General features: G+C 72.0%; 27 protein-coding genes. 17 read left to right on the top strand and 10 right to left on the bottom strand.

Annotation, left to right across the window (positions count from 1 at the left end):
- Positions 1-519, bottom strand: a 519-nt coding sequence (locus tag N4P33_RS08005; protein WP_260825615.1) for a hypothetical protein, incomplete at its 3' end; no start/stop codon positions are given.
- 92 nt (positions 520-611) lie between these two features.
- Between N4P33_RS08005 and N4P33_RS08010 the strand changes: the two genes are divergently transcribed.
- The gene (locus tag N4P33_RS08010; protein WP_260825616.1) at positions 612-1,007 is read left to right on the top strand and encodes a VOC family protein; all 396 of its coding nucleotides are present in this window, start codon (positions 612-614) and stop codon (positions 1,005-1,007) included.
- On the opposite strand, the gene N4P33_RS08015 is transcribed toward N4P33_RS08010, so the two are convergent.
- From N4P33_RS08015 to N4P33_RS08030, 4 genes are all read right to left on the bottom strand, one after another.
- Positions 944-2,269, bottom strand: coding sequence for an MFS transporter (locus N4P33_RS08015; RefSeq protein ID WP_260825617.1), 1,326 nt, complete (start codon positions 2,267-2,269; stop codon positions 944-946). The two genes, N4P33_RS08010 and N4P33_RS08015, sit on opposite strands and share 64 nt — an antisense overlap.
- A 76-nt stretch (positions 2,270-2,345) precedes the next feature.
- Positions 2,346-3,035, bottom strand: a complete 690-nt coding sequence (locus tag N4P33_RS08020; RefSeq protein ID WP_260825618.1) for a helix-turn-helix domain-containing protein — start codon at positions 3,033-3,035, stop codon at positions 2,346-2,348.
- 10 nt (positions 3,036-3,045) lie between these two features.
- A complete protein-coding gene (locus N4P33_RS08025; protein ID WP_260825619.1) occupies positions 3,046-3,876 on the bottom strand; it encodes an endonuclease/exonuclease/phosphatase family protein in 831 nt (276 codons plus the stop codon).
- The gene (locus N4P33_RS08030) at positions 3,866-4,825 is read right to left on the bottom strand and encodes an AraC family transcriptional regulator (protein ID WP_260825620.1); all 960 of its coding nucleotides are present in this window, start codon (positions 4,823-4,825) and stop codon (positions 3,866-3,868) included. Before N4P33_RS08030 ends, N4P33_RS08025 begins: the two co-directional genes overlap by 11 nt.
- A 162-nt stretch (positions 4,826-4,987) precedes the next feature.
- Here N4P33_RS08030 and N4P33_RS08035 point away from each other — a divergent pair, with 162 nt between their 5' ends.
- Positions 4,988-5,806 (top strand): NAD(P)H-binding protein, encoded by an 819-nt coding sequence (locus tag N4P33_RS08035; protein WP_260825621.1) that lies wholly within the window; start codon positions 4,988-4,990, stop codon positions 5,804-5,806.
- A 62-nt stretch (positions 5,807-5,868) separates the two neighbouring features.
- Here the strand turns inward: N4P33_RS08035 and N4P33_RS08040 are convergent, their stop codons facing one another.
- Positions 5,869-7,011, bottom strand: a complete 1,143-nt coding sequence (locus tag N4P33_RS08040; RefSeq protein WP_260825622.1) for a YihY/virulence factor BrkB family protein — start codon at positions 7,009-7,011, stop codon at positions 5,869-5,871.
- Positions 7,012-7,096: 85 nt separating this feature from the next.
- Between N4P33_RS08040 and N4P33_RS08045 the strand changes: the two genes are divergently transcribed.
- From N4P33_RS08045 to N4P33_RS08110, 15 genes are all read left to right on the top strand, one after another.
- Positions 7,097-8,731, top strand: coding sequence for an acyl-CoA dehydrogenase family protein (locus tag N4P33_RS08045; protein ID WP_260825623.1), 1,635 nt, complete (start codon positions 7,097-7,099; stop codon positions 8,729-8,731).
- Positions 8,732-9,062: 331 nt separating this feature from the next.
- Positions 9,063-10,343, top strand: coding sequence for a GAF domain-containing protein (locus N4P33_RS08050; RefSeq protein WP_260825652.1), 1,281 nt, complete (start codon positions 9,063-9,065; stop codon positions 10,341-10,343).
- Positions 10,344-10,535: 192 nt separating this feature from the next.
- On the top strand, positions 10,536-11,819 hold the full coding sequence (locus N4P33_RS08055) for a hypothetical protein (protein WP_260825624.1): 1,284 nt from the start codon (positions 10,536-10,538) through the stop codon (positions 11,817-11,819).
- A gap of 62 nt (positions 11,820-11,881) precedes the next feature.
- Positions 11,882-12,454 carry a GNAT family N-acetyltransferase gene (locus N4P33_RS08060; protein ID WP_260825625.1) on the top strand — a complete coding sequence of 191 codons (573 nt, stop codon included), beginning with the start codon at positions 11,882-11,884 and terminating at the stop codon, positions 12,452-12,454.
- Between the two features lie 127 nt (positions 12,455-12,581).
- Positions 12,582-12,665, top strand: a complete 84-nt coding sequence (locus N4P33_RS35545; protein ID WP_310887545.1) for a putative leader peptide — start codon at positions 12,582-12,584, stop codon at positions 12,663-12,665.
- Positions 12,666-12,794: 129 nt separating this feature from the next.
- The gene (locus N4P33_RS08065; RefSeq protein ID WP_260825626.1) at positions 12,795-14,492 is read left to right on the top strand and encodes a nitrite/sulfite reductase; all 1,698 of its coding nucleotides are present in this window, start codon (positions 12,795-12,797) and stop codon (positions 14,490-14,492) included.
- Positions 14,489-14,668: a hypothetical protein gene (locus N4P33_RS08070; protein WP_260825627.1), complete on the top strand. Its 180-nt coding sequence runs from the start codon at positions 14,489-14,491 to the stop codon at positions 14,666-14,668. Before N4P33_RS08065 ends, N4P33_RS08070 begins: the two co-directional genes overlap by 4 nt.
- A complete protein-coding gene (locus N4P33_RS08075) occupies positions 14,665-15,375 on the top strand; it encodes a phosphoadenylyl-sulfate reductase (protein ID WP_260825628.1) in 711 nt (236 codons plus the stop codon). The genes N4P33_RS08070 and N4P33_RS08075 overlap by 4 nt, the downstream gene beginning before the upstream one ends.
- 32 nt (positions 15,376-15,407) lie before the next feature.
- Positions 15,408-15,944: an adenylyl-sulfate kinase gene (gene cysC, locus N4P33_RS08080; protein WP_399029009.1), complete on the top strand. Its 537-nt coding sequence runs from the start codon at positions 15,408-15,410 to the stop codon at positions 15,942-15,944.
- Positions 15,941-16,876, top strand: a complete 936-nt coding sequence (cysD, locus tag N4P33_RS08085; RefSeq protein WP_260825630.1) for a sulfate adenylyltransferase subunit CysD — start codon at positions 15,941-15,943, stop codon at positions 16,874-16,876. Before cysC ends, cysD begins: the two co-directional genes overlap by 4 nt.
- A gap of 2 nt (positions 16,877-16,878) precedes the next feature.
- A complete protein-coding gene (locus N4P33_RS08090; RefSeq protein ID WP_260825631.1) occupies positions 16,879-18,213 on the top strand; it encodes a sulfate adenylyltransferase subunit 1 in 1,335 nt (444 codons plus the stop codon).
- A gap of 226 nt (positions 18,214-18,439) precedes the next feature.
- Entirely contained in the window at positions 18,440-19,540 is a 1,101-nt protein-coding gene (locus tag N4P33_RS08095) for an aliphatic sulfonate ABC transporter substrate-binding protein (protein WP_260825632.1), read from the top strand.
- A 37-nt stretch (positions 19,541-19,577) separates the two neighbouring features.
- On the top strand, positions 19,578-20,369 hold the full coding sequence (locus N4P33_RS08100) for an ABC transporter ATP-binding protein (RefSeq protein WP_260825633.1): 792 nt from the start codon (positions 19,578-19,580) through the stop codon (positions 20,367-20,369).
- Positions 20,356-21,273, top strand: coding sequence for an ABC transporter permease (locus N4P33_RS08105; RefSeq protein WP_260825634.1), 918 nt, complete (start codon positions 20,356-20,358; stop codon positions 21,271-21,273). Before N4P33_RS08100 ends, N4P33_RS08105 begins: the two co-directional genes overlap by 14 nt.
- A 5-nt stretch (positions 21,274-21,278) precedes the next feature.
- The gene (locus N4P33_RS08110; RefSeq protein WP_260825635.1) at positions 21,279-22,013 is read left to right on the top strand and encodes a sirohydrochlorin chelatase; all 735 of its coding nucleotides are present in this window, start codon (positions 21,279-21,281) and stop codon (positions 22,011-22,013) included.
- Between the two features lie 13 nt (positions 22,014-22,026).
- Here N4P33_RS08110 and N4P33_RS08115 read toward each other — a convergent pair whose 3' ends face one another.
- The 4 genes from N4P33_RS08115 to N4P33_RS08130 all read right to left on the bottom strand — a co-directional run bounded on the left by N4P33_RS08115 (position 22,027) and on the right by N4P33_RS08130 (position 24,250).
- Positions 22,027-22,656: a DsbA family protein gene (locus N4P33_RS08115; protein WP_260825636.1), complete on the bottom strand. Its 630-nt coding sequence runs from the start codon at positions 22,654-22,656 to the stop codon at positions 22,027-22,029.
- Positions 22,657-22,729: 73 nt separating this feature from the next.
- Positions 22,730-23,347: a TOPRIM nucleotidyl transferase/hydrolase domain-containing protein gene (locus N4P33_RS08120; protein ID WP_260825637.1), complete on the bottom strand. Its 618-nt coding sequence runs from the start codon at positions 23,345-23,347 to the stop codon at positions 22,730-22,732.
- A complete protein-coding gene (locus N4P33_RS08125; RefSeq protein ID WP_260825638.1) occupies positions 23,344-23,709 on the bottom strand; it encodes a nuclear transport factor 2 family protein in 366 nt (121 codons plus the stop codon). The genes N4P33_RS08120 and N4P33_RS08125 overlap by 4 nt, the downstream gene beginning before the upstream one ends.
- Positions 23,702-24,250, bottom strand: a complete 549-nt coding sequence (locus N4P33_RS08130) for a DUF1697 domain-containing protein (protein WP_260825639.1) — start codon at positions 24,248-24,250, stop codon at positions 23,702-23,704. Before N4P33_RS08130 ends, N4P33_RS08125 begins: the two co-directional genes overlap by 8 nt.
- Positions 24,251-24,584: the final 334 nt, after the last annotated feature.

Consider the following 24,584-nt stretch of genomic DNA (forward strand, 5'->3'; position numbering starts at 1 on the left):
CTCGGTCACCTCGTCCCCCGCCGGTCGATGTATGTCTCTCGCCGCCTCCCGCAGCACGTCCCGCGGCACCCCGGCATCCCCCTCGAGCCGCACCACATGCCCGGCCTTGACCACGAGATACTCCTGCCGCCCGCCCTCCCCGCCGCGGTACCAGACACCCTCCCCGTCCCGCTCGCACCCGGCGTCCTGCTGACCACACCCGGCCTCGGCCCGGGAGCCGCGGTCGACGAACAGCCGTATCTGCCGCCCGCCCTGCCGCGAGACGTACGTGGCGGAGAAGCCGTCCCCGCCGTGGACCCCCACGGACTGCTGAGCGAGGACGAACCCGTCGGGCGCCTCGGTGACGTAGACGAGTTCCGGCGCGACCCCCAGGGCCCGGGCCCGCACACCGAGCTCCCGGGAGACGGCGGCCTCCTCACCGGCGTCCGCCACCCGCCGCTCGGTGCCGCACCCGGCGAGCATCAGAGGGACGACGGCGAACAACACCACAGGCGGCAGCACACGCGGAACACGGATCATGCCCGTCATCCTGCCGCACACACGTTCGCCGCCAACCCCGGACTGTCCGATTCCTTCAAGACGGACCCGCCGCCCCCGCCTACGGTGCTGCCATGACTGCACGATTCGACGCCATCGGCCTGGTCGTCTCCGACATGTCCGCCTCCGTCGCCTTCTACCGGCGGCTCGGCCTCACCTTCCCCGAGGACTCGGAGACCCAGGGTCACGTGGAAGCGGAACTCCCGGGCGGTCTGCGCCTGTTGCTGGACACGGAGGACGTCGTCCGCTCCTTCCATCCGGACTGGAAACCCCCGACGACCGGCGGCCGCACCTCCCTCGCCGTGCGCTGCGACACCCCGGAGGAGGTGGACACCCTCTACGAGGAGCTGACCACCGCCGGCCACCACGGCGAACTCAAACCCTGGAACGCCTTCTGGGGCCAGCGCTACGCCGTCATCCTCGACCCGGACGGCAACGGCGTGGACCTCTTCGCCCCACTGCCCGGCTGATCGGGCAGATCACGCTCGTACCGGATCGGACCGGCGGCCAGGATGAGCCAGCAGACCGCGACGACGCTCGTCATGATCCACATCGCCGGGCGGGGGCCGAGGGCGTCGCCGAGCAGGCCCCCGGCCAGGGCGCCGAGCGGGATGGCGCTGTGGTTGATCACCATGGCGGTGGCCACGACCCGGCCGAGCAGGTGCGGTGGGCAGTAGGACTGCCGGAAGGTGCCGACGACGACGTTCGCCACGGAGATGCCGACGCCGACGAGCAGGGCTCCCGTGGCGAACAGCAGTAGGCCCGGCCCCGCCGTCGTCATCGGCAGGAGCAGCGCGAACGGCGCGGTGGCGAGCTGGGCGAGCAGCAGACCGCGCCCCGTGCCGAACCGCCGGCCGACCCTGGCGGCCGCCAGCGCGCCCACGACGCCGCCGGTGCTGCCGCACGCAAGGAGCAGCCCCACGGCGGCGGGATCGAGACCGACCGTCCGGACCAGGAAGACGACCTGGACGGCCTGATAGCCCATGAGCGCCATGTTGGTGACGGCACCCCAGGCGGCCATCGGCCGCAGGTAGCGGTCACGGGCGACGAAGCGGAGCCCTGCGGCGATCTGCCGGCGCACGGGGACGCGTTCCTCACCGGGATCCCGGTCCGGCTCGGGCACCGGGATCCGCTTCAGGCAGAGCGCGGAGACCAGGAACGTCGCCGCGTCGGCCACGAGCGTGGTGACGGCGCCGAACGCCTGCGCCAGCAGGCCCGCCAGCCCGGGACCTGCGACCTGGGTGGCGGCCTCGCTGCCCTGCAGCCTGGCGTTGCCCTCAAGGAGATCGCGGCCGTCGAGCACGATGCGGATGTACGCGTGGTAGGCGGTGTTGAAGCACACCGCCGATGTGCCGCAGACCGCCGCGACGGCCAGCAGGTGCCCGTAGGTGAGCGCGTCGAGCAGCGCCGCCAGGGGGATGCTGACGAGCGCCACGGCGGACACCAGGTCGCAGGCGATCATCAGGGAACGTTTGCGTCTGCGGTCCACCCACGCGCCGGCCGGCAGCCCCACCAGCAGCCAGGGCAGCCACACCGCCGCCGTGATCAGGCCGACTGCCGTCGCATCGGCGTCCAGCACCACGACCGCGATCAGCGGCAACGCCACCGTGGTGACGCTGTTCCCCAGCCCGCTGACGGTCTCCCCCACCCAGAGCAGACGGAACTCCCGCCGGGCGAACACGCCCCAGCGGTTCCGCGGCGGGCTGCTCGGCAGGTCCTGCGTCGGCTTCACCGGGGCATCATGCCGTGGGGTGTCGGAGGCTGTCGTGCCGGTTTCGGGCGCCGCGAGCTGCTGGGGAGCGGTGGTCTCAGCCCGGCCCCGACAGCAGCTTCCCCAGGGGCAGGCCCGTCAAGTCGCGTACCTCGCGGGTGAGATGGGCCTGGTCCGCGTAGCCGGTGCGGGTGGCGGTTTCCGCGTGTGGGGTGCCGGTGCGGGCGAGGGTGAGGGCGCGGTGGAGGCGGAGGATGCGGGCGAGGGTTTTGGGGCCGTAGCCGAAGGCGGTCAGGGAGCGGCGGTGCAACTGGCGGGGGTGCAGGCCGAGTTCGTCGGCGGTGGTGGCGACTGAGTGGCCCGCGTTCAGGGCGGTGACGATGCGGGTGAGCAGCGGGTCGGGAGGGGCGGTCTCCGCGGCCCAGCGCAGGGCGATGTCCTCCAGACCCGCCTGCGGGGTGGCCGCGGAGTTCACGCGGGACGTGAGGCGGCGGACGTCCGCCCTGGGCCGGAGGTCCGCCAACTCCACTCGCTGGTCGCGCAGTTCGTGCGCCGGGACGCCCAGCAGAGCGGGTGCCGTGCCGGGGAAGAAGCGGACGCCGGCCCAGGCGGTCGGGGTGCCTCCGGTGAGGTACGCCCGCGTGTCGGGGCCGGCGATCAGCAGCCGGCCCTCGTTCCAGAGCAGATCCATACAGCCGTCGGGCAGCACCCGTCCCGTACCGCTCCCGGAGGGCGTGTGGGTCCACACCACCGCCCCGGGCAGCCGCGACGCCCGTTCCTCGTACACATCGGCCAGGTTATGCCGCGTCCACGTCGGCGTGCACCAGGGCGTGGTCCGAGTACGGGGTCGGATGCACTCCGTGCTCGCGCGCGACGATGCCGCCGCGCAGGAAGACGTAGTCGAACCTGGTGTACCAGTCGGTGGTCGTCTCGCAGGTGCCGGTGCGGGACGGGTGGCACTCGGGGTTCGCGTCCGAGGCCAGGTCCCAGATGCCGGTGAGTTCGGGGGCGGCCGGTACGGCGTTGAAGTCACCGAGGACGATCGCCCGGTCGTGGCGGGACACCACGTCGGCGAGCACGCGGGTCTGCTCCGCGCGGACCGACTCCTGACGCCGTTGCGCGAGGTGGGTGTTGAAGACGCGGACGGAACGGCCGTCCACCGTGGTGGTGACCGCCAGGTAGCCGCGGTCCTCCGAACCCCCGTCGGGATACTCGGTGTTGACGGCGTCCGTCATCGGCGCCGCCGAGAGCAGCGCCTGACCGTAGGCCCCGGGACGCCACGGCGCTCCGCCGCAGCGGCTCCAGTTGCGCAGCACCGGCCCGTACTCGACGTGGTAGACCAGCCCGTGCAGGCTCCGAAGGTGCTCCCGGATCCGCTCGACGTCCCGCACGCACGCCTCCTGCAGGCCGATCACCTGGGGCGCGAACCTGGCGATCTCCGCCGCCCGGTGGACGTTGCTCTCCTCGCAGGGGTTGCACAGGTTCCAGGTCATGACCCGGCTCGGCACGACGTCCTGCACGGGTTCGACGGGCAGTGAGCCCGCGCCGCTCGGCGCACTGGGACCGACGAGCAGCGCGCAGACCGCGATCAGGACGCCCGTGAGCAGCCGTACCCCCCTACCGAACACGCTCGCCTCCCTGCTGCGACGCCCGGGTCCGCCATTCCTGCGGGCTGACGCCGTAGGCCCGTTTGAAGGCGGCGGACAGGGCGAACGCGGTGCCGTAGCCGACCTGGTGGGCGATCGCGGCGAGCGTGGCGTCGGTGTCGCGGAGCCGGTCGGCGGCGAGGGCGAGGCGCCAGGCGGTGAGGTAGGTCATCGGGGGCTCGCCGACCAGCTCGGTGAAGCGGCGGGCCAGCGCGGCGCGGGAGACGCCCGCCTTCGCGGCGAGCGCGGCGACCGTCCAGGGGTGGGCGGGGTCGTCCTGCACGAGCCGCAGCACGGGGCCGACGACCGGGTCCGCCTGGGCGCGGTACCAGGCGGGCGCCTCCGCCTCGGGCCGGGCGAACCAGGTGCGCAGCGCCGCGATGACCAGCAGGTCGAGCAGCCGGTCCAGGACGACCTCCTGACCGGGTTCGTCGCGGGCGATCTCCCGCATCAGGTACGGAGTGAGGGGGCAGTCCCACGCGTCGGCGCCGAGGGACAGCAGCGGCGGGAGCGCGTCCAGCAGGCGGCCCCCGATCTCGCCGCGCATCTGGTAGGTGCCGATGAGCATGACCGTCGCGCCGTCCGGCCGGTCGCCCCAGGTGCGGACGCCGAGGTCCATCACGCCGTTCAGGGGCCGTCCGTCCGGGTAGCGGCACTCCTCGCCGGGCAGGATCAGCGCCTGCGGTGCCGTGCCGGGGGCGTCGGCGCAGGTGTACGGGTCAGGGCCGCGGGCGATGGCGAGGTCCCCGGGGCGCAGGTGCAGCGACGCGCCCCGGTCCGGGATGATCCGGGCCTCGCCCCGGACCAGCAGCATCACCGACAGCGGCGCCTCGTCCTCGATGCGTACCGCCCAGGGCGGGTCGAAGCAGGCCCGGATCATGAACGCGCCCCGGGCGCGCGGGCCTTCCAGCAGGCCGGTGAGTGCGTCCATGGAGTCAGCGTAGACGCGGGCGTATGGGAATGAGCCGTTCGGCGATGGTTGCGTGCGCGGGGCGGGAGTTGACTCGGTGCCATGACACAGGACATGAGGAAAACGGCGAACACGAACACAGTGGACACAGCGAATGCAGCAGGCATAGCGGGCACACCGGGGATGACCCTCGTCGTCACGGGTGCCTCCGGGCGCACCGGAAGCCGCGTGGCGCGGGCGGCCGAGGCGGCGGGGCTCGGCGTACGGGCGGCATCCCGGGCCAACGGATTCGACTGGGCCGACGCCACGACGTGGGCGGACACCCTGCGCGGTGCGGACGCGGCGTATCTGGTGCACCCCGCCGATGTCGGGGCCCCGGGGACGGCGGAGGCCGTCGGCGCGCTGGCCAGGGAGGCCGTGGGGCTCGGGGTGCGGCGGCTGGTGCTGCTGTCGGCGCGGGGCGAGGACCAGGCGCTGCCCACCGAGGAGGCGCTGCGTGCGTCGGGCGCGGACTGGACGATCGTACGGTCCGCGTGGTTCGCGCAGAACTTCAGCGAGGGGCCGCTGGTGGCGGAGCTGCGGGAGCGCGGGGAATTGGTGTTCCCGGCCAGTGAGGTGCCGGAGCCGTTCGTGGATCTGCGGGATGTCGCGGACGTGGTGGTGGCCGCGCTGACGGACGGGGACCGGTACGCGGGGCGGGTGCTGAGCGTGACGGGGCCGCGGCTGCTGACGTTCGGCGGGGCGGTCGCGGAGATCGCCGCGGCGACGGGGCGCACACTGACGTACAGGGCCGTGCCGCCCCGCGACTACGGCGAGGCGCTGCTCGGCTTCGGGGTGCCGCCCGAGGAGGCCGGGTTCCTCACCGAGGTGTTCGCCACCCTCCTCGACGGCCGCAACGCGCGCGTGGAGGACGGGGTACGGGAGATCCTGGGCCGGGAGCCACGCGACTTCACCGGCTTCGTGCGGGAGGAAGCGGCGGCCGGTACCTGGAAGACCGGCTGACCCTCCCGGGGGACGACGGCGCCCCGCCGCTCACTCGCCTCACCGGACGCCGGCCCCGCCGCTCACTGCTCCTCGTCCCTCGGCTTCTCCCCGTGCTTCGCGTGGATGTTCTTCGCGGAGTGGCCGCGCAGGCGGGCCGTGACGTCCTCCGGGGGCAGGAAGCGGGACCAGCGTTCGGGGAACTCCGAGGGCATGTCGGGGTCGGACTCGCCCAGCGCGGCGGTGCGGGCGACGTACTCGGCGACCTGGGCCTGGCGCAGCCGCTCGTTGGCCTCGCGGGCGGCGGCGGTGGCGGCGGCGGGCCAGACCCGGTCGATGGCGGCGTTGACGGCGGCCCCCACGAGCACGGCGAACGCGGACACACCGATCCACAGCAGCACGGCGACGGGCGCGGCGAGGGAGCCGTAGATGGTGGGGCCCTCGACGGTGTTGGTGAGGTACAGGCGCAGCAGGAAGCTGCCGAGCACCCACATGCCGAGGGCGACCAGCGCGCCCGGCACGTCCTCGATCCACGGCGAGCGCACCGGCACGGACACGTGGTACAGCGTGGTGAGGAAGGCGATGGACAGCAGGATCACGACCGGCCAGTACAGGATCTGCACGACGGTCGTGGACCAGGGGACGATGCGGACCACCGCGTCCGGCCCGGCCACCATCAGCGGCAGCGCGACCGAGCCGATCAGCAGCGCCACGATGAACAGCAGGAACGCCAGCAGCCGGGTCTTCACGATGCCGCGCACCCCGTCGAGGCCGTACATGACGGTGATCGTGTCGATGAAGACGTTCACCGCGCGGGAGCCCGACCACAGGGCGAACAGGAAGCCGACGGAGATGACATCGGGCCGGCCGCCCTTCATCACGTCGCGCAGGATCGGCTCGGCGATCTGGTTGACGCCCCGGTCGGACAGCACGGTGCGGGAGGCGTCGAGGAGGTTGCGCTGCAGGCTCTGGATGGTGTCGGCGCCGGTCCAGGCGTCGACGTAGCCGAGCAGCCCGATCATGCTCAGCAGCAGCGGCGGCACCGACAGCAGGGTGAAGAAGGCGGCCTCGGCGGCCAGGCCGAGGATGCGGTACTCGATGCAGGAGTTGACGGTGTCCTTGAGCAGCAGCCACGCGGTCCGGCGTTTGGAGACGTTCCGGTAGAGGGCCCGGGCCCGGTGGAGGCGGCCGGAGGGGGCGTCGGGGGTTTCACTTGCCTGCTGCACGACCTAAAGGTATCCGTCGTGCCTGGTCGCCCTCACCCACAGGTCTCCAGGTGAGCAATGCGGCGGCGCGGGTAGGTTCGCTCACATGGCGCGCACCACCCACACCGTGACCAACCAGGCTCCCCCGCTCGTCCAGTACGACGTCTTCACCGCCGATCGCGCACTGGTGGAGGCCGTCGAACGGCATCTGGACCCGGCCGTCCTGGACGAGGTCCTGTCCGAGCTGTCGGCGCTGGGCCGCACCTCCGGCTCCGCGCAGGTGCAGGAGTGGGCCGTCCAGGCGAACGAGTTCCCGCCCCGGCTGCGCACCCACGACCGCTACGGCCACCGGATCGACGAGGTCGACTTCCACCCGGCCTGGCACCGGCTGCTCGGCAAGGGCGTCGGGGCGGGGCTGACGGCGGCCTGGGGCCGGCCCGGCGGTCACGTCCGCCGGGCGGCGGCGTTCCTCGTGTGGACGCAGGCCGAGGCGGGCAACGGCTGCCCGCTGTCGATGACCCACGCGGCCGTCCCCGCCCTGCGCACGGACCCCGCCCTGGCCGCCGAGTGGGAGCCACGGCTGACGTCCATGGTGTACGACCGCGGACTGCGCCCGGCGCACCAGAAGGCCGGCGTGCTCTTCGGGATGGGCATGACGGAGAAGCAGGGCGGCAGCGACGTACGGGCCAACACGACGACCGCGCGGCCGCTCGCCGAGGACGGCGCCTACGAGCTGACCGGGCACAAGTGGTTCTGCTCGGCCCCGATGTCGGACGCCTTCCTGTTGCTGGCGCAGGCGCCGGGAGGCCTCACCTGCTTCCTGGTGCCGCGCGTGCTGGAGGACGGCTCACGCAACGTGTTCCTCATCCAGCGTCTCAAGGACAAGCTGGGCAACCGGTCCAACGCCTCCGCCGAGGTCGAGTTCGACGGCACCTGGGCCCGCCGGGTCGGGGAGGAGGGCCGCGGGGTGCGCACCATCATCGGCATGGTGGCGGCGACCCGCCTGGACTGCGTCCTCGGCTCGGCGGGCCTGATGCGGCAGGCGGTGGCCCAGGCGATCCACCACTGCACCCACCGGGAGGCGTTCGGCGCGAAGCTCGCCGACAAGCCGCTGATGCGCAATGTCCTCGCCGACCTCGCCCTGGAGTCGGAGGCCGCGACGACGCTCGCGCTGCGCCTGGCCGCCGCGTACGACGACGGCGGCGAGCGGGAGCGGGCGCTGCTGCGCATCGCGGTCCCGGCGGCCAAGTACTGGGTGACCAAGCGGTGCGCCCCCGTCGCGGTGGAGGCGGCCGAGTGCCTGGGCGGCAACGGCTACGTGGAGGAGTCGGGCCTGCCCCGCCTGGTCCGCGAGTCCCCCCTGAACTCCATCTGGGAGGGCGCGGGCAACGTCCAGGCCCTGGACGTCCTGCGCGCCCTCACCCGGGAACCCCAGGCCCTGGACGCCTACCTCCGCGAAGTCGGCCGGGCCCGCGGCGCCGACCACCGCCTGGACGCGGCGATCAAGAACTTGCTGACCGACCTGTCCGACCTGGAGGGCATGGAATCCCGAGCCCGCCGCCTGGTGGAACGCCTCGCGCTCGTACTACAGGCCTCATTGCTGGTCCGCCACGCACCCCCGGAGGTGGCCGACGCCTTCTGCGCCTCCCGCCTGGGCACAGACGCGGGCCTGTCCTTCGGCACACTCCCCCACACGCTGGACCTGGCGAAGCTCGTGGACCGGGCTCGCGCAATCGACTGACGCCCAGGGCACATCCCTCAAGGGGCGCGGGGAACTGCGCGCCAAGCCACAACGCAACCCGCACCCGCCAACGACGAGCACCCGGCACCCCACTGGGCGCCCGGCCCAACCCGACCGGTAGGGGTGATGCTGCGCCGACACGGCACCACCCCCACCGCACTGGCCCCTTGACGAGCCGTGAACGCCGCTCGGGACGGCGTCGCTCAAGTTTCAATCACTCCGGAGCGTCCCGCCAGGGTTGCAAGGGGTTGCAACTTCACCCGAAGCACACGGCACTATGGACGGACAGCAAGTAACGGATCCCGGGGGAGGACCCGTGGCGCTCTCGCCCATGGACGTGACGCACCTGGCCGCCGTCGACGCGACCCGCGCCGCGCGGGTGCTGGACGAGGTCCGCTCCGCCAAGCTCTCCGGGCAGCGGACCCCCGTACCGCCCCGCCCGGTGATCGAGCAGTCCTGGCAGCGGATGCTGCGCAGCGGCGTCGACCCGGAGCACGACTTCCGCTCGGGCCTGCTGCCGCGCGAGGAGGTGCAGCGGCGCCGGGAGACGTCGGTGCTGCGGCACGTCCTGCCGGTGCTGCGCGAGGGCCTGCTCTCCGTCGCCGACGTCGCCCACCACATCATGGTCGTGGCCGACGAGGAGGGCCGCGTGCTGTGGCGGGAGGGCAGCGCGCCGGTGCTGCGCAAGGCGGACGGCCTCGGCTTCGAACTGGGCGCGGACTGGCGGGAGGACGTGGTCGGCACCAACGGCGTCGGCACCCCGGCGGTGGCCCGCCGCCCCGTGCAGGTCTTCGCCTCGGAGCACTTCGTCCGCTCGCACGCCACCTGGACGTGCGCCGGCGCGCCCATCACCGACCCGAGGGACGGGCGGCTGATCGGCGTCGTCGACGTGAGCGGCCCGCTGGAGACGATGCACCCGGCCACGCTGTCCTGGGTGGACTCGGTGGCCAAGCTCGCCGAGGCCCGGCTGCGCGAGATGCATGTGCGCTCGCTGGAGCGGCTGCGGGCGGTGGCGGCGCCGGTGCTGGCCCGGATCGAGGGGCGCGCGCTGGTGGTGGACCGGGACGGGTGGACGGCCGCGGTGACCGGCATGCCGTACACCGAGCGCCTCGCACTGCCCAAGTCCGTCGCGGCCGGGATGCGGTGGCTGCCGGCGCTGGGCCGGTGCTCGCTGGAGCCGCTGGCGGGCGGCTGGCTGGTGCGGGCGGCCGACGAGCCCGTGGCGGCGGACGGCGCGACCCGGATCGTGCTCGATCTGCGCGGGCCGCGCCGCTGGACGGTGGAGGTGTCCGGCGGCGCGGGCTCCTGGACGCGGGAACTGAGCCCCCGTCACGCCGAGTTGCTGTATCTGCTGGCGGTGCACCGCGCGGGCCGCAGCGCCTCGGGCCTGGCCGAGGACGTCTTCGGCGACCCGGCCCGTACGGTGACGGTCCGCGCGGAGATGTCCCGGGTACGGCGCTACCTCGGCAGCTTCCTGGAACACCGCCCGTACCGCTTCGCGGACCACGCCGACGTGGAGGTCCTGCTCCCGGACGACCCCCGTGACCTGCTCCCCCACTCGACGTCCCCCGCGCTCGGCAGGCAGCGCGGCGTGACGGCGACGGGGAGTTGAACCAGCTGCGGGCGTCGGTCGTGGACTGCCGTCGCCCAGTGAGTCGTTGATTGCCGTTGTGTATATGTGCAGGGTCTTCGTCCCCTTCGGGGCCCGGCTGCCGTAGCATCCCCCTACGGGCCTGCCACCCCACCTGCTCCACGGTCAACCCGCGGACCGCCGGACGCAGTTGGCTCGTCTCGGGAGGACGTCATGAAGCATCGGGGCCGACATCGCCGACGCCGGCGCGGCAGAGCGCTGCGTGCCGCACTGGCCGGAACCGCTCTCGCGCTCACCGCAGCCGCCACCATGATCAGCGCCTCGCAGGCCACCGACACCGACGACCCCGGCCCGCTGAAGCCGCTCACCGCGCCCGCGGACACCGCGCCGCTGCGGCTGGCCGAGGAGCCGGTGCCCCGTCCGTGGCTGGACCGGCTGTCCGACGAGATGGGCCGGCCCGTAGGGATCACGACCGTCCTCGCCGACAGCGACAGTTCCCTGCGCGAGGCGCGGGACTGCCCGGCCGAGGACCGGCGGGCGCTCCCGGTGGAACCGGCCGCCACGCGCGCGTACTGCTTCGGCGTCGGCGACACCACCGGCCTGCGGCCCGGCGCGGTCACCACCTCCGGCGACGCGGACGACGACGGGCACTGGGGTGCGCACCGGGTGGTCCTCTCCGGCTGGAGCGAGAACGCCGAGGCGGCGGCCGGGCAGGGGCTCGCCCGGGTCGCGGTCGTGGACGCCGAGGAGCGCGGCTACACGTGGGCGCTGCTCGCCGTGCCGGCGGACGGCGGCCGGGACTACCGCGCGCTGGGCTCGCCGGTGTCCGGCATGGTCTGGTACCAGGACAAGCTGCTGGTCACTGCCGGGCCGGGCGACGACAGCGTCCTGTATGTGTACGACGTCCACCGGATCCAGCGGGCCACCGTCGACGGCCCCGCGGTCGGCCGGGTGCCCGGCGGCTGGTCGGCGGCCGGGGCGCGGTACGTCATGCCCGCCGTCGCCTCCTACCGGATGGCGGCCGGTGCGGACGCCCCGCGGCCCGGCGGTATCTCCCTGGACCGGAGCACCGCCCCCGACAGTCTGGTGGTGCACGAGGCGGCGCCCGAGGACGGTGACGGGCCGACCCGGGTGTGGCGGTACGCGTTCGGCGACGACCCCGCGCGGTCGGGTCTGCTCGCCACGGACTCGCTACTGCGGGCGGACGCGGTGGAGGCGTACGAGACGGAGCTGGACGAGGTGCAGGGCGTGCTGTCGTACCGGTCGGCCCTGTACCTGGGCCGGGCGTCCGGGGCGCCGGACGAGCGGGGCACGCTGTGGCGGCAGGACGCGGACGGGGCGCGGCCCACGCGGTGCGGGGCGGACGAGTCGCTCCGCTGCTGGAGCGGGCCCGCGGCGTCCCTGTCCCTGTGGCAGGAGACCGGTGAGGTCTGGGCTCAGTCGGGCCGGGCGCTGTTCGCCTTCCCGCTGACCTCGGTGGAGCGCGCCCCGGACTGACGCCTCGCACCGGCTGATCAGGCGTTCGACAGAAACGCGTACCGGGTGGTTCCCTGTCGGTCATGACGAGCATCGCCGTGACCACCTGGTCCCTGGAGCAGACCGCGCCCACCGATCTCCTGCCGGCCGCCACGCCCGACGGGGACGTGCGCGTCGTCCGCTCGGAAGTGCCCTCGCCCGAGTTCAGCCGTTTCCTGTACGCCTCGGTCGGCGGGGACATCCGCTGGACGGACCGGCTGGGCTGGACGTACGCGCAGTGGCAGGAGCACCTGGACCGGCCCGGCGTGGAGACGTGGGTGGCCTACGACCGGGGAACGCCCGCGGGCTATGTGGAGCTGGAGGCGCAGGACGGCGGTGTCGTGGAGATCGTCTACTTCGGGCTGATCCCCGCCTTCCGCGGGCGCCGCATCGGCGGTCATCTGCTGTCGTACGGCACCGCCCGCGCCTGGGATCTCGCCGAGCGGTGGCCGGGCGTGAAGCCGACGACGCGGGTGTGGCTGCACACGTGCAGCAAGGACGGCGAGCACGCCATGGACAACTATCTGCGCCGGGGCTTCAAGCTGTTCGACACCAAGGTGGAGGACGAGCCGGAGGTGGCTACTCCGGGTCCGTGGCCGGGGGCCTACCCCGCCTGACCAGCGCGGACAAGACCACCCGCGCCGCTTGTGACCAAGGACACCCTTGTCTCGCCCTACGAGACAAGGGTGTCCGCATGATGGACGAAGCTGGACTGTGTCCAGATCGCCGTGACACGCTTCCGTCATGCCTGGAACTGGAATCGCCTTGGTGAGTCGGCGGCACGTCGACCTCGGCCGCATGTCCAGCGCCATCTGTCCGGCGCGCTGAGACCACCTCCAGCAGCGCCCGACACCCTCTCCCGCTTTCCTCCCGCGCAACGACGCGCACATCTGCCCGCGCGCCCATTTTGCGCAGGCCAGAGCCGCATTCCCGCCTGTCCCGAAGGACGTATCCACCATGGCCGCCACCCCGCAGAAGCCTGCCGCCGCGACTCCCCGCCGCAAGGTGAGCCGTCACCGCGGCGAGGGCCAGTGGGCCGCGGGGCACTTCACCCCGCTCAACGGCAACGAGCAGTTCAAGAAGGACGACGACGGTCTCAATGTGCGGACACGCATTGAGACGATCTACTCCAAGCGGGGCTTCGACTCGATCGACCCCAACGACCTGCGCGGCCGTATGCGCTGGTGGGGCCTGTACACCCAGCGCAAGCCCGGGATCGACGGCGGCAAGACCGCGATCCTGGAGCCGGAGGAGCTGGACGACGAGTACTTCATGCTGCGGGTGCGCATCGACGGCGGCCGGCTCACCACGCAGCAGCTCCGCGTGATCGGTGAGATCTCGCAGGAGTTCGCGCGGGGCACCGCGGACATCACCGACCGGCAGAACGTGCAGTACCACTGGATCCGGATCGAGGACGTGCCCGAGATCTGGAACCGGCTGGAGGCCGTCGGACTGTCCACCACCGAGGCGTGCGGTGACACGCCCCGCGTGATCATCGGCTCCCCCGTCGCGGGCATCGCCGAGGACGAGATCATCGACGGCTCCCCGGCCATCGAGGAGATCCACCGGCGGGTCATCGGCAACCCGGCGTTCTCCAACCTGCCCCGCAAGTTCAAGTCCGCGATCTCCGGCTCGCCGCTGCTGGACGTGGCGCACGAGATCAACGACGTGGCGTTCGTGGGCGTGAACCACCCCGAGCACGGCCCCGGCTTCGACCTGTGGGTCGGCGGCGGTCTGTCCACCAACCCCAAGATCGGCGTCCGGCTGGGTGCCTGGGTGCCGCTGGACGAGGTCCCGGACGTCTTCGAGGGCGTCATCTCGATCTTCCGTGACTACGGCTACCGGCGGCTGCGCACCCGCGCCCGCCTGAAGTTCCTGGTCGCCGACTGGGGTGCGGAGAAGTTCCGGCAGGTGCTGGAGGACGAGTACCTCAAGCGGAAGCTGACCGACGGTCCGGCGCCCGCCCAGCCGGTGGAACGTTGGCGCGACCACGTCGGTGTGCACCGGCAGAAGGACGGCCGCTACTACGTGGGCTTCGCCCCGCGCGTCGGCCGGGTCGACGGCACCACGCTCACCAAGATCGCCGACCTCGCGGAGGCGCACGGCTCGGGCCGGGTGCGCACCACCGTCGAGCAGAAGATGATCATTCTCGACGTCGAGGAGGGCCAGGTCGACTCGCTCGTCGACGCCCTGGAGGCGCTGGACCTCACTGCCAAGCCCTCCCCGTTCCGGCGCGGCACCATGGCCTGCACCGGCATCGAGTACTGCAAGCTCGCCATCGTCGAGACCAAGGCGCGCGGCGCCTCGCTGATCGACGAACTGGAGCGCCGCATCCCGGACTTCGACGAGCCGATCACCATCAACCTCAACGGCTGCCCGAACGCCTGCGCCCGTATCCAGGTGGCGGACATCGGTCTCAAGGGGCAGCTGGTCCTCAACGACGCCGGTGAGCAGGTCGAGGGCTACCAGGTGCACCTCGGCGGCGCGCTCGGCCTGGAGGCCGGGTTCGGCCGCAAGGTGCGCGGTCTGAAGGTGACCTCCGAGGAACTGCCCGACTACGTCGAGCGGGTCCTCAAGCGGTTCCAGGCCGAGCGCGAGGACGGCGAGCGGTTCGCCGCCTGGGCGGCCCGCGCGAGCGAGGAGTCGCTGTCATGAGCGAGCGTGCGGCGCCCTTCTACTGCCCCTACTGCGGGGACGAGGACCTGCGGCCCAGCGAGGAAGGGCATGGCGCCTGGGAATGCGGGGCGTGCAACCGAGCCTTTCAGCTGAAGTTCCTCGGGCTGCTGGCCCGGGGGGCCCAGCGATCCGACACGGGAGGGGACCGGATATGACGGCCGTTCAGGAAGAGCGCGACACCGAGGAGTTGAAGGCGCTCGCCGAGCAGGCGGGACGGGACCTGGAGGACGCCTCCGCGCTGGAGATCCTCCGCTGGGCCGCCGAGACGTTCGGCAAGCGCTTCTGCGTGACCTCGTCCATGGAGGACGCGGTCGTCGCCCACCTCGCCTCCCGCGCGATGCCCGGCGTCGACGTGGTGTTCCTCGACACCGGCTACCACTTCCCGGAGACCATCGGCACCCGGGACGCGGTGGAGGCCGTGATGGACGTCCACGTCATCACGCTCACCCCGCGTCAGACGGTCGCCGAGCAGGACGCCGAGTACGGTCCGGAGCTGCACGACCGCGACCCCGACCTGTGCTGCAAGCTGCGCAAGGTGCAGCCGCTGGAAGAGGGCCTGACGGGCTATCAGGCGTGGGCGACCGGCCTGCGCCGCGACGAGTCCCCGACCCGGGCGAACACCCCGGTCGTCGGCTGGGACGAGAAGCGGCAGAAGGTCAAGATCTCCCCCATCGCCCGCTGGACCCAGGACGACGTGGACGCCTACGTCGCCGAGCACGGCGTGCTCACCAACCCGCTGCTGATGGACGGTTACGCCTCCGTCGGCTGCGCCCCCTGCACCCGCCGGGTCCTCGAGGGCGAGGACGCCCGGGCCGGGCGCTGGGCGGGCCGCGCCAAGACCGAGTGCGGGCTGCACGGATGACCACGACGACCACCGAGACCCAGGAGAACCACGTGACGACCGGAGCCACCGTCTGGCTCACGGGTCTGCCGAGCGCCGGCAAGACCACGATCGCGTACGAGCTGGCCGGCCGGCTGCGCGAGCAGGACCGGCGCGTCGAGGTGCTCGACGGCGACGAGATCCGCGAGTTCATCTCCGCGGGCCTCGGCTTCAGCCGCGAGGACCGGCACACCAATGTGCAGCGCATCGGCTTCGTCGCCGAACTGCTCGCCCGCAACGGCGTGATCGTGCTCGTCCCGGTGATCGCGCCCTACGCCGACAGCCGCGACGCGGTGCGCAAGCGGCACGAGGCGAACGCGACGCCGTACGTCGAGGTGCATGTGGCGACCCCGGTCGAGGTGTGCTCCGTACGCGATGTGAAGGGCCTGTACGCCAAGCAGGCCGCGGGTGAACTCACCGGCCTGACCGGGGTGGACGACCCGTACGAGGAGCCCGAGGCGCCCGATCTGCGGATCGAGTCGCAGCACCAGACCGTGCAGGAGTCCGCGGCGTCCGTGTACGCCCTGCTGAACGAGAGGGGACTGGCATGACGACCGCGGCCACCATCGCCGAGGAGACCGACAGCCCGTACGCGCTCTCCCACCTGGACGCCCTCGAGTCCGAGGCCGTGCACATCTTCCGTGAGGTGGCGGGCGAGTTCGAGAAGCCGGTGATCCTGTTCTCCGGCGGCAAGGACTCCATCGTGATGCTGCACCTGGCGCTGAAGGCGTTCACGCCCGCGCCGGTGCCGTTCTCGCTGCTGCACGTGGACACCGGGCACAACTTCCCCGAGGTCATCGAGTACCGGGACCGCACGGTCGCGCGGCACGGGCTGCGGCTGCACGTCGCCTCCGTGCAGGACTACATCGACCGGGGAGTGCTCAAGGAGCGCCCCGACGGCACCCGCAACCCGCTGCAGACGCTTCCCCTCACGGAGAAGATCCAGAGCGAGAAGTTCGACGCCGTCTTCGGCGGCGGGCGCCGGGACGAGGAGAAGGCCCGCGCCAAGGAGCGGGTGTTCTCGCTGCGCGACGAGTTCTCCCAGTGGGACCCGCGCCGCCAGCGCCCCGAGCTGTGGAACCTCTACAACGGCCGGCACGCCCCCGGCGAGCACGTGCGCGTGTTCCCGCTGTCCAACTGGACCGAGCTGGACGTGTGGCAGTACATCGCCCGCGAGAACATCGAACTGCCCGAGATCTACTACGCGCACGAGCGCGAGGTGTTCGCCCGCAACGGCATGTGGCTGACCGCGGGTGAGTGGGGCGGCCCGAAGCACGGCGAGACCGTCGAGAAGCGGATGGTGCGCTACCGGACCGTGGGCGACATGTCCTGCACCGGCGCGGTGGACTCCGACGCCGACACCATCGAGAAGGTGATCACCGAGATCGCCGCCTCCCGGCTCACCGAGCGCGGTGCCACCCGCGCCGACGACAAGCTCTCCGAGGCCGCGATGGAAGACCGCAAGCGCGAGGGGTACTTCTAGACATGAGCACCACCACGACCGAGGAACTCTCGGCCACCACCCTGCTGCGGTTCGCCACCGCCGGTTCCGTCGACGACGGCAAGTCCACGCTCGTCGGCCGGCTGCTGCACGACTCCAAGTCGGTCCTCGTCGACCAGCTGGAGGCCGTGGAGCGCGCGTCGCTGAGCCGCGGCCAGGAGGCCCCGGACCTGGCGCTGCTCACCGACGGTCTGCGGGCCGAGCGGGAGCAGGGCATCACCATCGACGTGGCCTACCGCTACTTCGCCACGCCCCGGCGCCGGTTCATCCTCGCCGACACCCCCGGCCATGTGCAGTACACGCGCAACATGGTCACGGGCGCGTCCACGGCCGAGCTGACGGTGATCCTGGTCGACGCCCGCAACGGCGTCGTCGAGCAGACCCGCCGGCACGCGGCGATCGCGGCCCTGCTGCGGGTGCCGCACGTCGTGCTCGCCGTCAACAAGATGGACCTCGTCGGCTACGAGGAGTCCGTGTTCGCGGCCATCGCCGAGGAGTTCACGGCGTACGCGACCGAGCTGGGCGTCCCCGAGGTCACCGCGATCCCGATCTCCGCGCTGGTCGGCGACAACGTGGTGGAGCCGTCCGCGCACATGGACTGGTACGGCGGTCCTACGGTCCTGGAGCACCTGGAGACCGTGCCGGTCAGTCACGATCTGGCGCACTGCCACGCCCGGCTGCCCGTGCAGTACGTGATCCGGCCGCAGAGCGCCGAGCACCCCGACTACCGGGGCTACGCCGGTCAGATCGCCGCCGGTACGTTCCGGGTCGGCGACTCGGTGACGGTGCTGCCGTCCGGGCGGTCGACCACGATCACCGGCATCGACCTGCTGGGCAAGCCGGTCGACATCGCGTGGACGCCCCAGTCGGTGACGCTGCTGCTGGCCGACGACATCGACATCTCGCGCGGCGACCTGATCGTGCCGAGCAAGGATGCCCCGGCCACCACGCAGGACCTGGAGGCGACGGTGTGCCATGTCGCCGACGAGCCGCTGACCGTCGGCCACCGGGTGCTGATCAAGCACGGCACGCGCACGGTGAAGGCGATCGTCAAGGACATCCCGTCCCGGCTCACGCTGGACGACCTGTCGCTGCACCCGCACCCGGGGCGCCTGGTCGCCAACGACATCGGCCGGGTGAAGATCCGCACCGCCGAGCCGCTTCCCGCCGACTCCTACTCGGACTCGCGGCGCACCGGTTCGTTCATCCTGATCGACCCCAGCGACGGCACCACGCTCACCGCGGGCATGGTCGGCGAGTCGTTCGCGTCGCCGGAGCCCGTCAAGGACGAGGCAGACGACGACGGGTGGGACTTCTGAGCATGAACTCCACAGATTTCTACGCCACGTTCGCCAAGGAGGGCGGTCGCGTCGGCAGCGGTGCGCTCGGCAGCGGGCAGGGCGGAGTCGCCCGATGTGCGCGATGAGCCGCGCGCGCCACCCGGGCCTGCGCGCACCCCACCGCCGTAGACGAAAACCTGCCGACCTCCCGGCCGCGTACTGACCTCAGCGCGTGACCGCCGGGCCTGGTGAGAGGAACCCCTCCGTGCCTGCCACGACCGCCCTGCGCCGCCTCCTCGCGGTGCCGGCCGTGCTTCTGCTGTTCACCCTGGCCGCCTGCGGCTACGGGTCCCAGGCGAAGGACGGCGGCTCCGTCGAGATCGCCGCCGGGGCGAAGAAGATCGACGGTCTGGATCAGGTGCGGATCGGCTACTTCGGCAACCTCACCCACGGCACCGCGCTGGTGGGCAACCGCAAGGGCTTCTTCCAGAAGGCGCTGGGCGCGACCGAGGCGCGGTACGCGGTGTTCAACGCGGGGCCGTCGGAGATCGAGGCGCTCAACTCCGGTTCGATCGACATCGGCTGGATCGGGCCCTCCCCCGCGATCAACGGCTATATCAAGTCCGGGGGCACCAACCTGCGGATCATCGGGGGTTCCGCGTCGGGCGGGGTGAAGCTCGTCGTGAACCCCGGCAAGGTGAAGTCGCTGAAGGACGTCAAGGGCAAGCGGATCGCGACCCCGCAGCTCGGCAACACGCAGGACGTGGCGTTCCTCAACTGGGCGGCCGAACAGGGCTGGGACGTCGACCCGCTCAGCGGCAAGGGCGATGTCACGGTCGTGCGCAGCGACAACAAGGTCACCCCGGACGCCTTCGCCTCCGGGTCCGTCGACGGGGCGTGGGTGCCGGAGCCGACCGCGTCGAAGCTGGTCGCGGAGGGCGGCAAGGTGCTGCTCGACGAGGCCTCGCTGTGGCCGGACGAGAAGTTCGTCATCACCAACATCGTCGTACGGCAGGAGTTCCTGAAGGAGCACCCGAAGGCCGTCGAGGCGGTGCTGAAGGCGTCCCTCGAGACCAACCGGTGGATCAACGCCCACCCCGACGAGGCGAAGGCCGCCGCGAACGAGCAGCTGGCCGCCGACGCCGGCAAGGCGCTGCCCGCCGAGGTGCTGGACCCGGCGTGGGAGTCGATCCGGTTCACCGACGACCCGCTGGCCGCGACCCTCGACGCGCAGGCCGCCCACGCCGTCAAGGCCGGTCTGCTGAAGCGGCCCGACCTGGACGGCATCTACGACCTCACCCTCCTCAACAAGCTCCTCGAGGCTGAGGGCCAAGACCCGTTCGACGACGCCGGCCTCGGCGCCTGACCGCCCGCATCCCGAAGAGTCCCAGGAGGTGACGACCATGGCCACGACCCTCGCCAAGGCCGCCGACGGTACGGAGACCACGGCCGCGCAGGCCGCCCGGATCGAGCACGTCTCGAAGTCGTTCGCAGGCCCGGCCGGACAGCAGCTCGTGCTGGACGACATCAGCCTCGATGTCGCGCCCGGCGAGTTCGTGACGCTGCTGGGCGCCTCGGGCTGCGGCAAGTCCACGCTGCTGAACCTGGTCGCGGGCCTGGACCGGCCCAGCGCCGGCACCATCACGACGGACGGGCGTCCGGCGCTGATGTTCCAGGAGCACGCGCTGTTCCCGTGGCTGACCGCCGGCAAGAACATCGAACTCGCCCTGAAGCTCAGGGGCGTACCGAAGTCCGAGCGCCGCGACCGCGCCGAGGAACTGCTGGAGCTGGTGCGGCTCAAGGGCGCGTACGGCAAGCGGGTGCACGAGCTGTCCGGCGGTATGCGCCAGCGGGTCGCGATGGCGCGGGCGCTCGCGCAGGAGAGCAAGCTGCTGCTGATGGACGAGCCGTTCGCGGCGCTGGACGCCATCACCCGGGACGTGCTGCACGACGAGCTGACCCGCATCTGGCGCGAGACGCGGCTGTCGGTGCTGTTCGTGACGCACAACGTGCGCGAGGCCGTACGGCTCGCCCAGCGGGTGGTGCTGCTGTCGTCGCGGCCGGGCCGGATCGCCCGCACGTGGACGGTGGACATCCCGCATCCGCGCCGTATCGAGGACACCGCGGTCGCGGAGCTGTCCGTCGAGATCACCGAAGAACTCCGTGGGGAGATCCGCCGACATGGCCAGCACTGAGACGACCGCCGCCCAGGACGCCAAGGACGCGAAGGACCGCGAGGGCAACGATCTCGCCGGTCTGGAGGCGGGCCTGGACGCCCTGGAGACGGTGCAGACCGGCCGCAAGCCGCTGCGGCAGACCTTCACGGAGAAGATCCTGCCGCCGGTCATCGCCATCGCCCTGGTGCTGGCGGTGTGGCAGGCCCTGGTCTCCTTCAAGATCGTCGACGATCCGACGAAGCTGCCCTCGCCGGGCGCGGTGTGGGAGGTGCTGCGCCAGGCGTGGCTCCAGGGCGAGCTGCTCGGCTACATCTGGACCAGCGTCTCGCGCGGTCTGCTCGGCTTCTTCTTCGCGCTGCTGATCGGCACCCCGCTGGGTCTGCTGGTGGCGCGGGTGAAGGTGGTGCGGGCGGCGATCGGGCCGATCCTGTCCGGCCTGCAGTCGCTGCCGTCGGTCGCCTGGGTGCCCCCGGCGGTGATCTGGCTGGGCCTGAACAACCAGATGATGTACGCGGTGATCCTGCTCGGCGCGGTCCCCTCGATCGCCAACGGCCTGGTCTCCGGCGTCGACCAGGTGCCCCCGCTGTTCCTGCGCGCGGGCCGCACGCTGGGCGCGACGGGTCTGAAGGGCACCTGGCACATCGTGCTGCCGGCCGCGCTGCCCGGCTATGTGGCGGGTCTGAAGCAGGGCTGGGCGTTCTCCTGGCGCTCCCTGATGGCCGCGGAGATCATCGCGTCCTTCCCGGACCTCGGCATCGGCCTCGGCCAGCTCCTGGAGAACGGCCGCAACGCCAGCGACATGGCGATGGTGTTCGAGGCGATCCTGCTCATCCTGACCGTCGGTATCGCCATCGACCTGCTGATCTTCAGCCCGCTGGAGCGGTGGGTGCTGCGCAGCCGCGGCCTGCTGGTGAGGAGCTGAGGGGCATGAAGCCGGTCCTCGTCGTCGTCGCCCACGGCAGCCGCGACCCGCGGCACGCCGCGACCGTCCACGCCCTGGTCCAGCAGGTCCGCGCACTGCGGCCCGGGCTGCGCGTGGAGACCGGCTTCCTGGACTTCAACGTGCCCTCGGTGCCGAGCGTGCTGGAGTCCCTGGCGGCGGAGGGCGTGCGTGACGTGGTCGCCCTCCCCCTGCTGCTGACCCGCGCCTTCCACGCGAAGGCCGACATCCCGGCGGTCCTCGCGGACGCCCCCGCCCGGCTGCGCATCCGCCAGGCGGACGTGCTGGGCCCGTCCCCGCTGCTCCTCGCGGCGCTGGAACGCCGGCTGTACGAGGCGGGCCTGAGCCCCGCCGACAAGTCCTCGACCGGGGTCGTGCTGGCCTCGGCGGGGTCCACCGACCCGGAGGCGATCGCAGTGATCGCAGACATCGCGCGGGAGTGGCGGCACACCGGTTGGTGCGCCGTGCGACCTGCGTTCGCCTCCGCATCTCTCCCCCGCACCGAGGACGCGGTACGCGAACTGCGTGCTCTTGGCTGCGCGCGCGTCGCCGTCGCCCCGTACGTCCTGGCCCCCGGCTTCCTCCCGGACCGTATCGCCCGGGGCGCGGCGGACGCGGACGTCCTGGCGGACGTCCTGGGCCCGGCGCCGGAGGTGGCGCGGGTGCTGCTGGACCGCTACGACGCGGCGCGGACGCCTCTGCTCACGGCGATCGGCGCCTGACGGCCCCGTCGGCTCAGGCGAAGGACAGTCCGCCCGTGCGGGTCCGCTTCAGCTCGAAGACGTCGGGGTGAGTGGCCAGGGCGCGGACGCTGTCGAAGAGCCGGGCCGCCTGCTCGCCGCGCGGGATCGCCCGGAGGACCGGGCCGAACCACACCGTCCCGTCGATGTGCAGGGTGGGCGTGCCCACGTAGCCGCCCGAGTCCGGCTCCGCGCCCGCCTCGTGACTGCGGCGCACGGCGTCGTCGTACGCCGGGTCGTGCGCGGCGGCGGCGAGGTCGGCGGGCAGACGGAGTTCGGTGAGGGACTCGGCGATCACCGTGTCGAAGTCGTCCTCCATGCCGCGCTCGTGGATACGCGTGCCGAACGCCGTGTACAGATCACGCAGCACCTTCTCGCCGTGCCGTTCGGCAGCGGCGACCGCCACCCGCACCGGGCCGATCGAGCGGTCGACCAGGTCCCGGTACCAGTCGGGCAGGTCGTTGCCGAGGTTGTGCAGGTAGAGGCTCATCACGCGGAAGCGCAGGTCGAGGGGGCGTTCGCGTTCGACCTCCAGCAGCCAGCGGGAGGTGATCCAGGCGAAGGGGCAGGCGGGGTCGAACCAGCAGTCGACACGGGTGGGTGCGGAGGCGTCGGCGTTCGTCATGGGTCGACCGTACGGGGCAGGCGGCCTGCCGGCCTGGTCCACTTCCGCGCGCTGTCGCTGGGCCAATCGTCGGTCACAGGCGGGCGAGCAGGCCGTCGAGGGGCGCCGGTACGCGGTCGGGGTCGAGGGCCTCGACGAGGACGCGGCCGTAGTGGATCTTGCGGCCCTTCTTCGTGCCGAAGAAGCGCCGGTACTGCTGCTGGGGGGCGCGGCCCTGCTGGGCCGGCTGCCGCAGGAAGGTTCGCAGGGGACGGAACTCACCCTGTTCCCGGACCAGTTCCGCCACCCGGGTCACGCCCAGCGCGCGGATCAGCTCGTCCTCCAGGTCGGCCGCGCAGACGAAGATGTCCTGCTGGGCCGCACCGGCGCGTTCGAAACCGCGGACGTAGTAGGGGCGTTCCGCCACGTCGCACAGGCCCGTCACGCGGAGACCCAGGCCGGGTGCGCCGAGGAGTGAGGCGTAGCGCGCGACGCTCATCGCCCCGTCGATCGACAGGACCGAGACGCCCTCCGCCGCGAGATCCCGGCCTCGGCGCTCCGCGAGCGCGTTGACCGCGGCGACATCGCTGCGCCCTTCGAGCAGGACGACCGTCTGCAGGGACAGCTCCCTGGCGAGTTCGCGCGCGGGCTCACCGGATCCGCCCGCCGCCCACGCGGTGACCGCTTCCTGGAACGTCCCCATGGCCGTCATCCCCCGAACAGGGTTCCTTGGTGGAAGTACATCTGCCAGCCGTCCTTGGTCCGGCGCCAGATGGAACTGCGGTGGACGCGGCGGCCGTCGAGCTCCGTGTCGAAGGTGAGGTGGACGACTCCGGGCGCGAGTTCCACGCCGTCCATCCCCGAGACGACGACGGGCCGGGGCCCCGGGTCCTCGCCCTCGAGCAGCGCCTCGATGATCGACGTCCGGTCCCAGTACCGACCCGAGGCGCCGAACTCCCGGAACTCGGGGTGCAGCAGCTCGTCGAGCAGCTCCGGCGACGACCGGACCTCCGGCTGGAGCAGGCGCAGTTCGCCCTCGATCGCCGCCTGCACGGAGTCCGATGCCTCACTCACGGGTCATCTCCACAAGTTTGATCACGGTGTTCCAGTTCCGCGTGGTGGCCATCAAACCCTTGTTGAAGCGCGGGCGCGACAGCATTTCGGCGAGCTTGGAGCGGCCGAGGCCGTTCGGCGCGTAGAGGTAGAGCACGCGGTCACCGAGGCGGAACTCCTCCGGGAGGAAGGCGGCCTGGTCGATCTCCGCGAAGCGGCCGGCGTCCACCGGGGCGGAGAAGTAGGTGACGTGGAGCTGCTTGGCCTCCAACTCCTGCGCCGGGTAAGGGCAGTTGTCGGCGACCGCCTTCAGATACGCGTGGTCGCGCACGATCACGTCCACGGTGAAACCGAAGTGCTTCTCGATCGCCGAGGCGAGCTCCGCCGCCAGCGACTCCTCGTCGCCGTGGGCGGAGGTGAACACCGCCTGGCCGCTCTGGAGGTAGGTGCGGACGCCGTCGTAGCCGAGGCCGGTCATCAGGGTGCGCAGGTCGGCCATCGGGACTTTTCTGCTGCCGCCCACGTTGATCCCGCGCAGCAGGGCCGCGTATGTCGTCGCCATGCGCCCACCCTAAGGCGGCCGTCGTGCCCCGTGGGGGCGGGCACGACGGCCGCCGTCCGCGATGAGCGGACGTGCGCGAAACTCTGGCGGAACGACGCGGCGCGAGCAACCGGTACACGCGTCTCTCCACACACCTGTGACTTATTCAACAACATTGCGAAAAGACAAACCTTGATCAACCTCCGCGAGGGCCCCCTTTAGATGTAAGGGGCCAATGTCCTCCCCAGTGGGGAGAAGACGGGGGCCGAGCGGATGAGGGCGGGCCTTCCGGCTTCACCGGGCAGCACGACGAGATGGCCTGATCCGGCCCATACCTTCGAAAAGTCGAAGGTGG

This window comes from Streptomyces sp. 15-116A (genome assembly GCF_025290915.1).
GTDB lineage: Bacteria > Actinomycetota > Actinomycetes > Streptomycetales > Streptomycetaceae > Streptomyces.

Bases quoted from the DNA above. Each gene is read 5' to 3' on its own strand.
- N4P33_RS08010 (WP_260825616.1), top strand. From the start codon at position 612: ATGACTGCACGATTCGACGCCATCGGCCTGGTCGTCTCCGACATGTCC.
- N4P33_RS08030 (WP_260825620.1), bottom strand. From the start codon at position 4,825: ATGGACGCACTCACCGGCCTGCTGGAAGGCCCGCGCGCCCGGGGCGCG.
- N4P33_RS08035 (WP_260825621.1), top strand. From the start codon at position 4,988: ATGACCCTCGTCGTCACGGGTGCCTCCGGGCGCACCGGAAGCCGCGTG.
- N4P33_RS08045 (WP_260825623.1), top strand. From the start codon at position 7,097: ATGGCGCGCACCACCCACACCGTGACCAACCAGGCTCCCCCGCTCGTC.
- N4P33_RS08050 (WP_260825652.1), top strand. From the start codon at position 9,063: ATGGACGTGACGCACCTGGCCGCCGTCGACGCGACCCGCGCCGCGCGG.
- N4P33_RS08055 (WP_260825624.1), top strand. From the start codon at position 10,536: ATGAAGCATCGGGGCCGACATCGCCGACGCCGGCGCGGCAGAGCGCTG.
- N4P33_RS08060 (WP_260825625.1), top strand. From the start codon at position 11,882: ATGACGAGCATCGCCGTGACCACCTGGTCCCTGGAGCAGACCGCGCCC.
- N4P33_RS35545 (WP_310887545.1), top strand. From the start codon at position 12,582: ATGCCTGGAACTGGAATCGCCTTGGTGAGTCGGCGGCACGTCGACCTC.
- N4P33_RS08065 (WP_260825626.1), top strand. From the start codon at position 12,795: ATGGCCGCCACCCCGCAGAAGCCTGCCGCCGCGACTCCCCGCCGCAAG.
- N4P33_RS08070 (WP_260825627.1), top strand. From the start codon at position 14,489: ATGAGCGAGCGTGCGGCGCCCTTCTACTGCCCCTACTGCGGGGACGAG.
- N4P33_RS08075 (WP_260825628.1), top strand. From the start codon at position 14,665: ATGACGGCCGTTCAGGAAGAGCGCGACACCGAGGAGTTGAAGGCGCTC.
- cysD (WP_260825630.1), top strand. From the start codon at position 15,941: ATGACGACCGCGGCCACCATCGCCGAGGAGACCGACAGCCCGTACGCG.
- N4P33_RS08090 (WP_260825631.1), top strand. From the start codon at position 16,879: ATGAGCACCACCACGACCGAGGAACTCTCGGCCACCACCCTGCTGCGG.
- N4P33_RS08100 (WP_260825633.1), top strand. From the start codon at position 19,578: ATGGCCACGACCCTCGCCAAGGCCGCCGACGGTACGGAGACCACGGCC.
- N4P33_RS08105 (WP_260825634.1), top strand. From the start codon at position 20,356: ATGGCCAGCACTGAGACGACCGCCGCCCAGGACGCCAAGGACGCGAAG.
- N4P33_RS08110 (WP_260825635.1), top strand. From the start codon at position 21,279: ATGAAGCCGGTCCTCGTCGTCGTCGCCCACGGCAGCCGCGACCCGCGG.
- N4P33_RS08115 (WP_260825636.1), bottom strand. From the start codon at position 22,656: ATGACGAACGCCGACGCCTCCGCACCCACCCGTGTCGACTGCTGGTTC.
- N4P33_RS08120 (WP_260825637.1), bottom strand. From the start codon at position 23,347: ATGACGGCCATGGGGACGTTCCAGGAAGCGGTCACCGCGTGGGCGGCG.
- N4P33_RS08130 (WP_260825639.1), bottom strand. From the start codon at position 24,250: ATGGCGACGACATACGCGGCCCTGCTGCGCGGGATCAACGTGGGCGGC.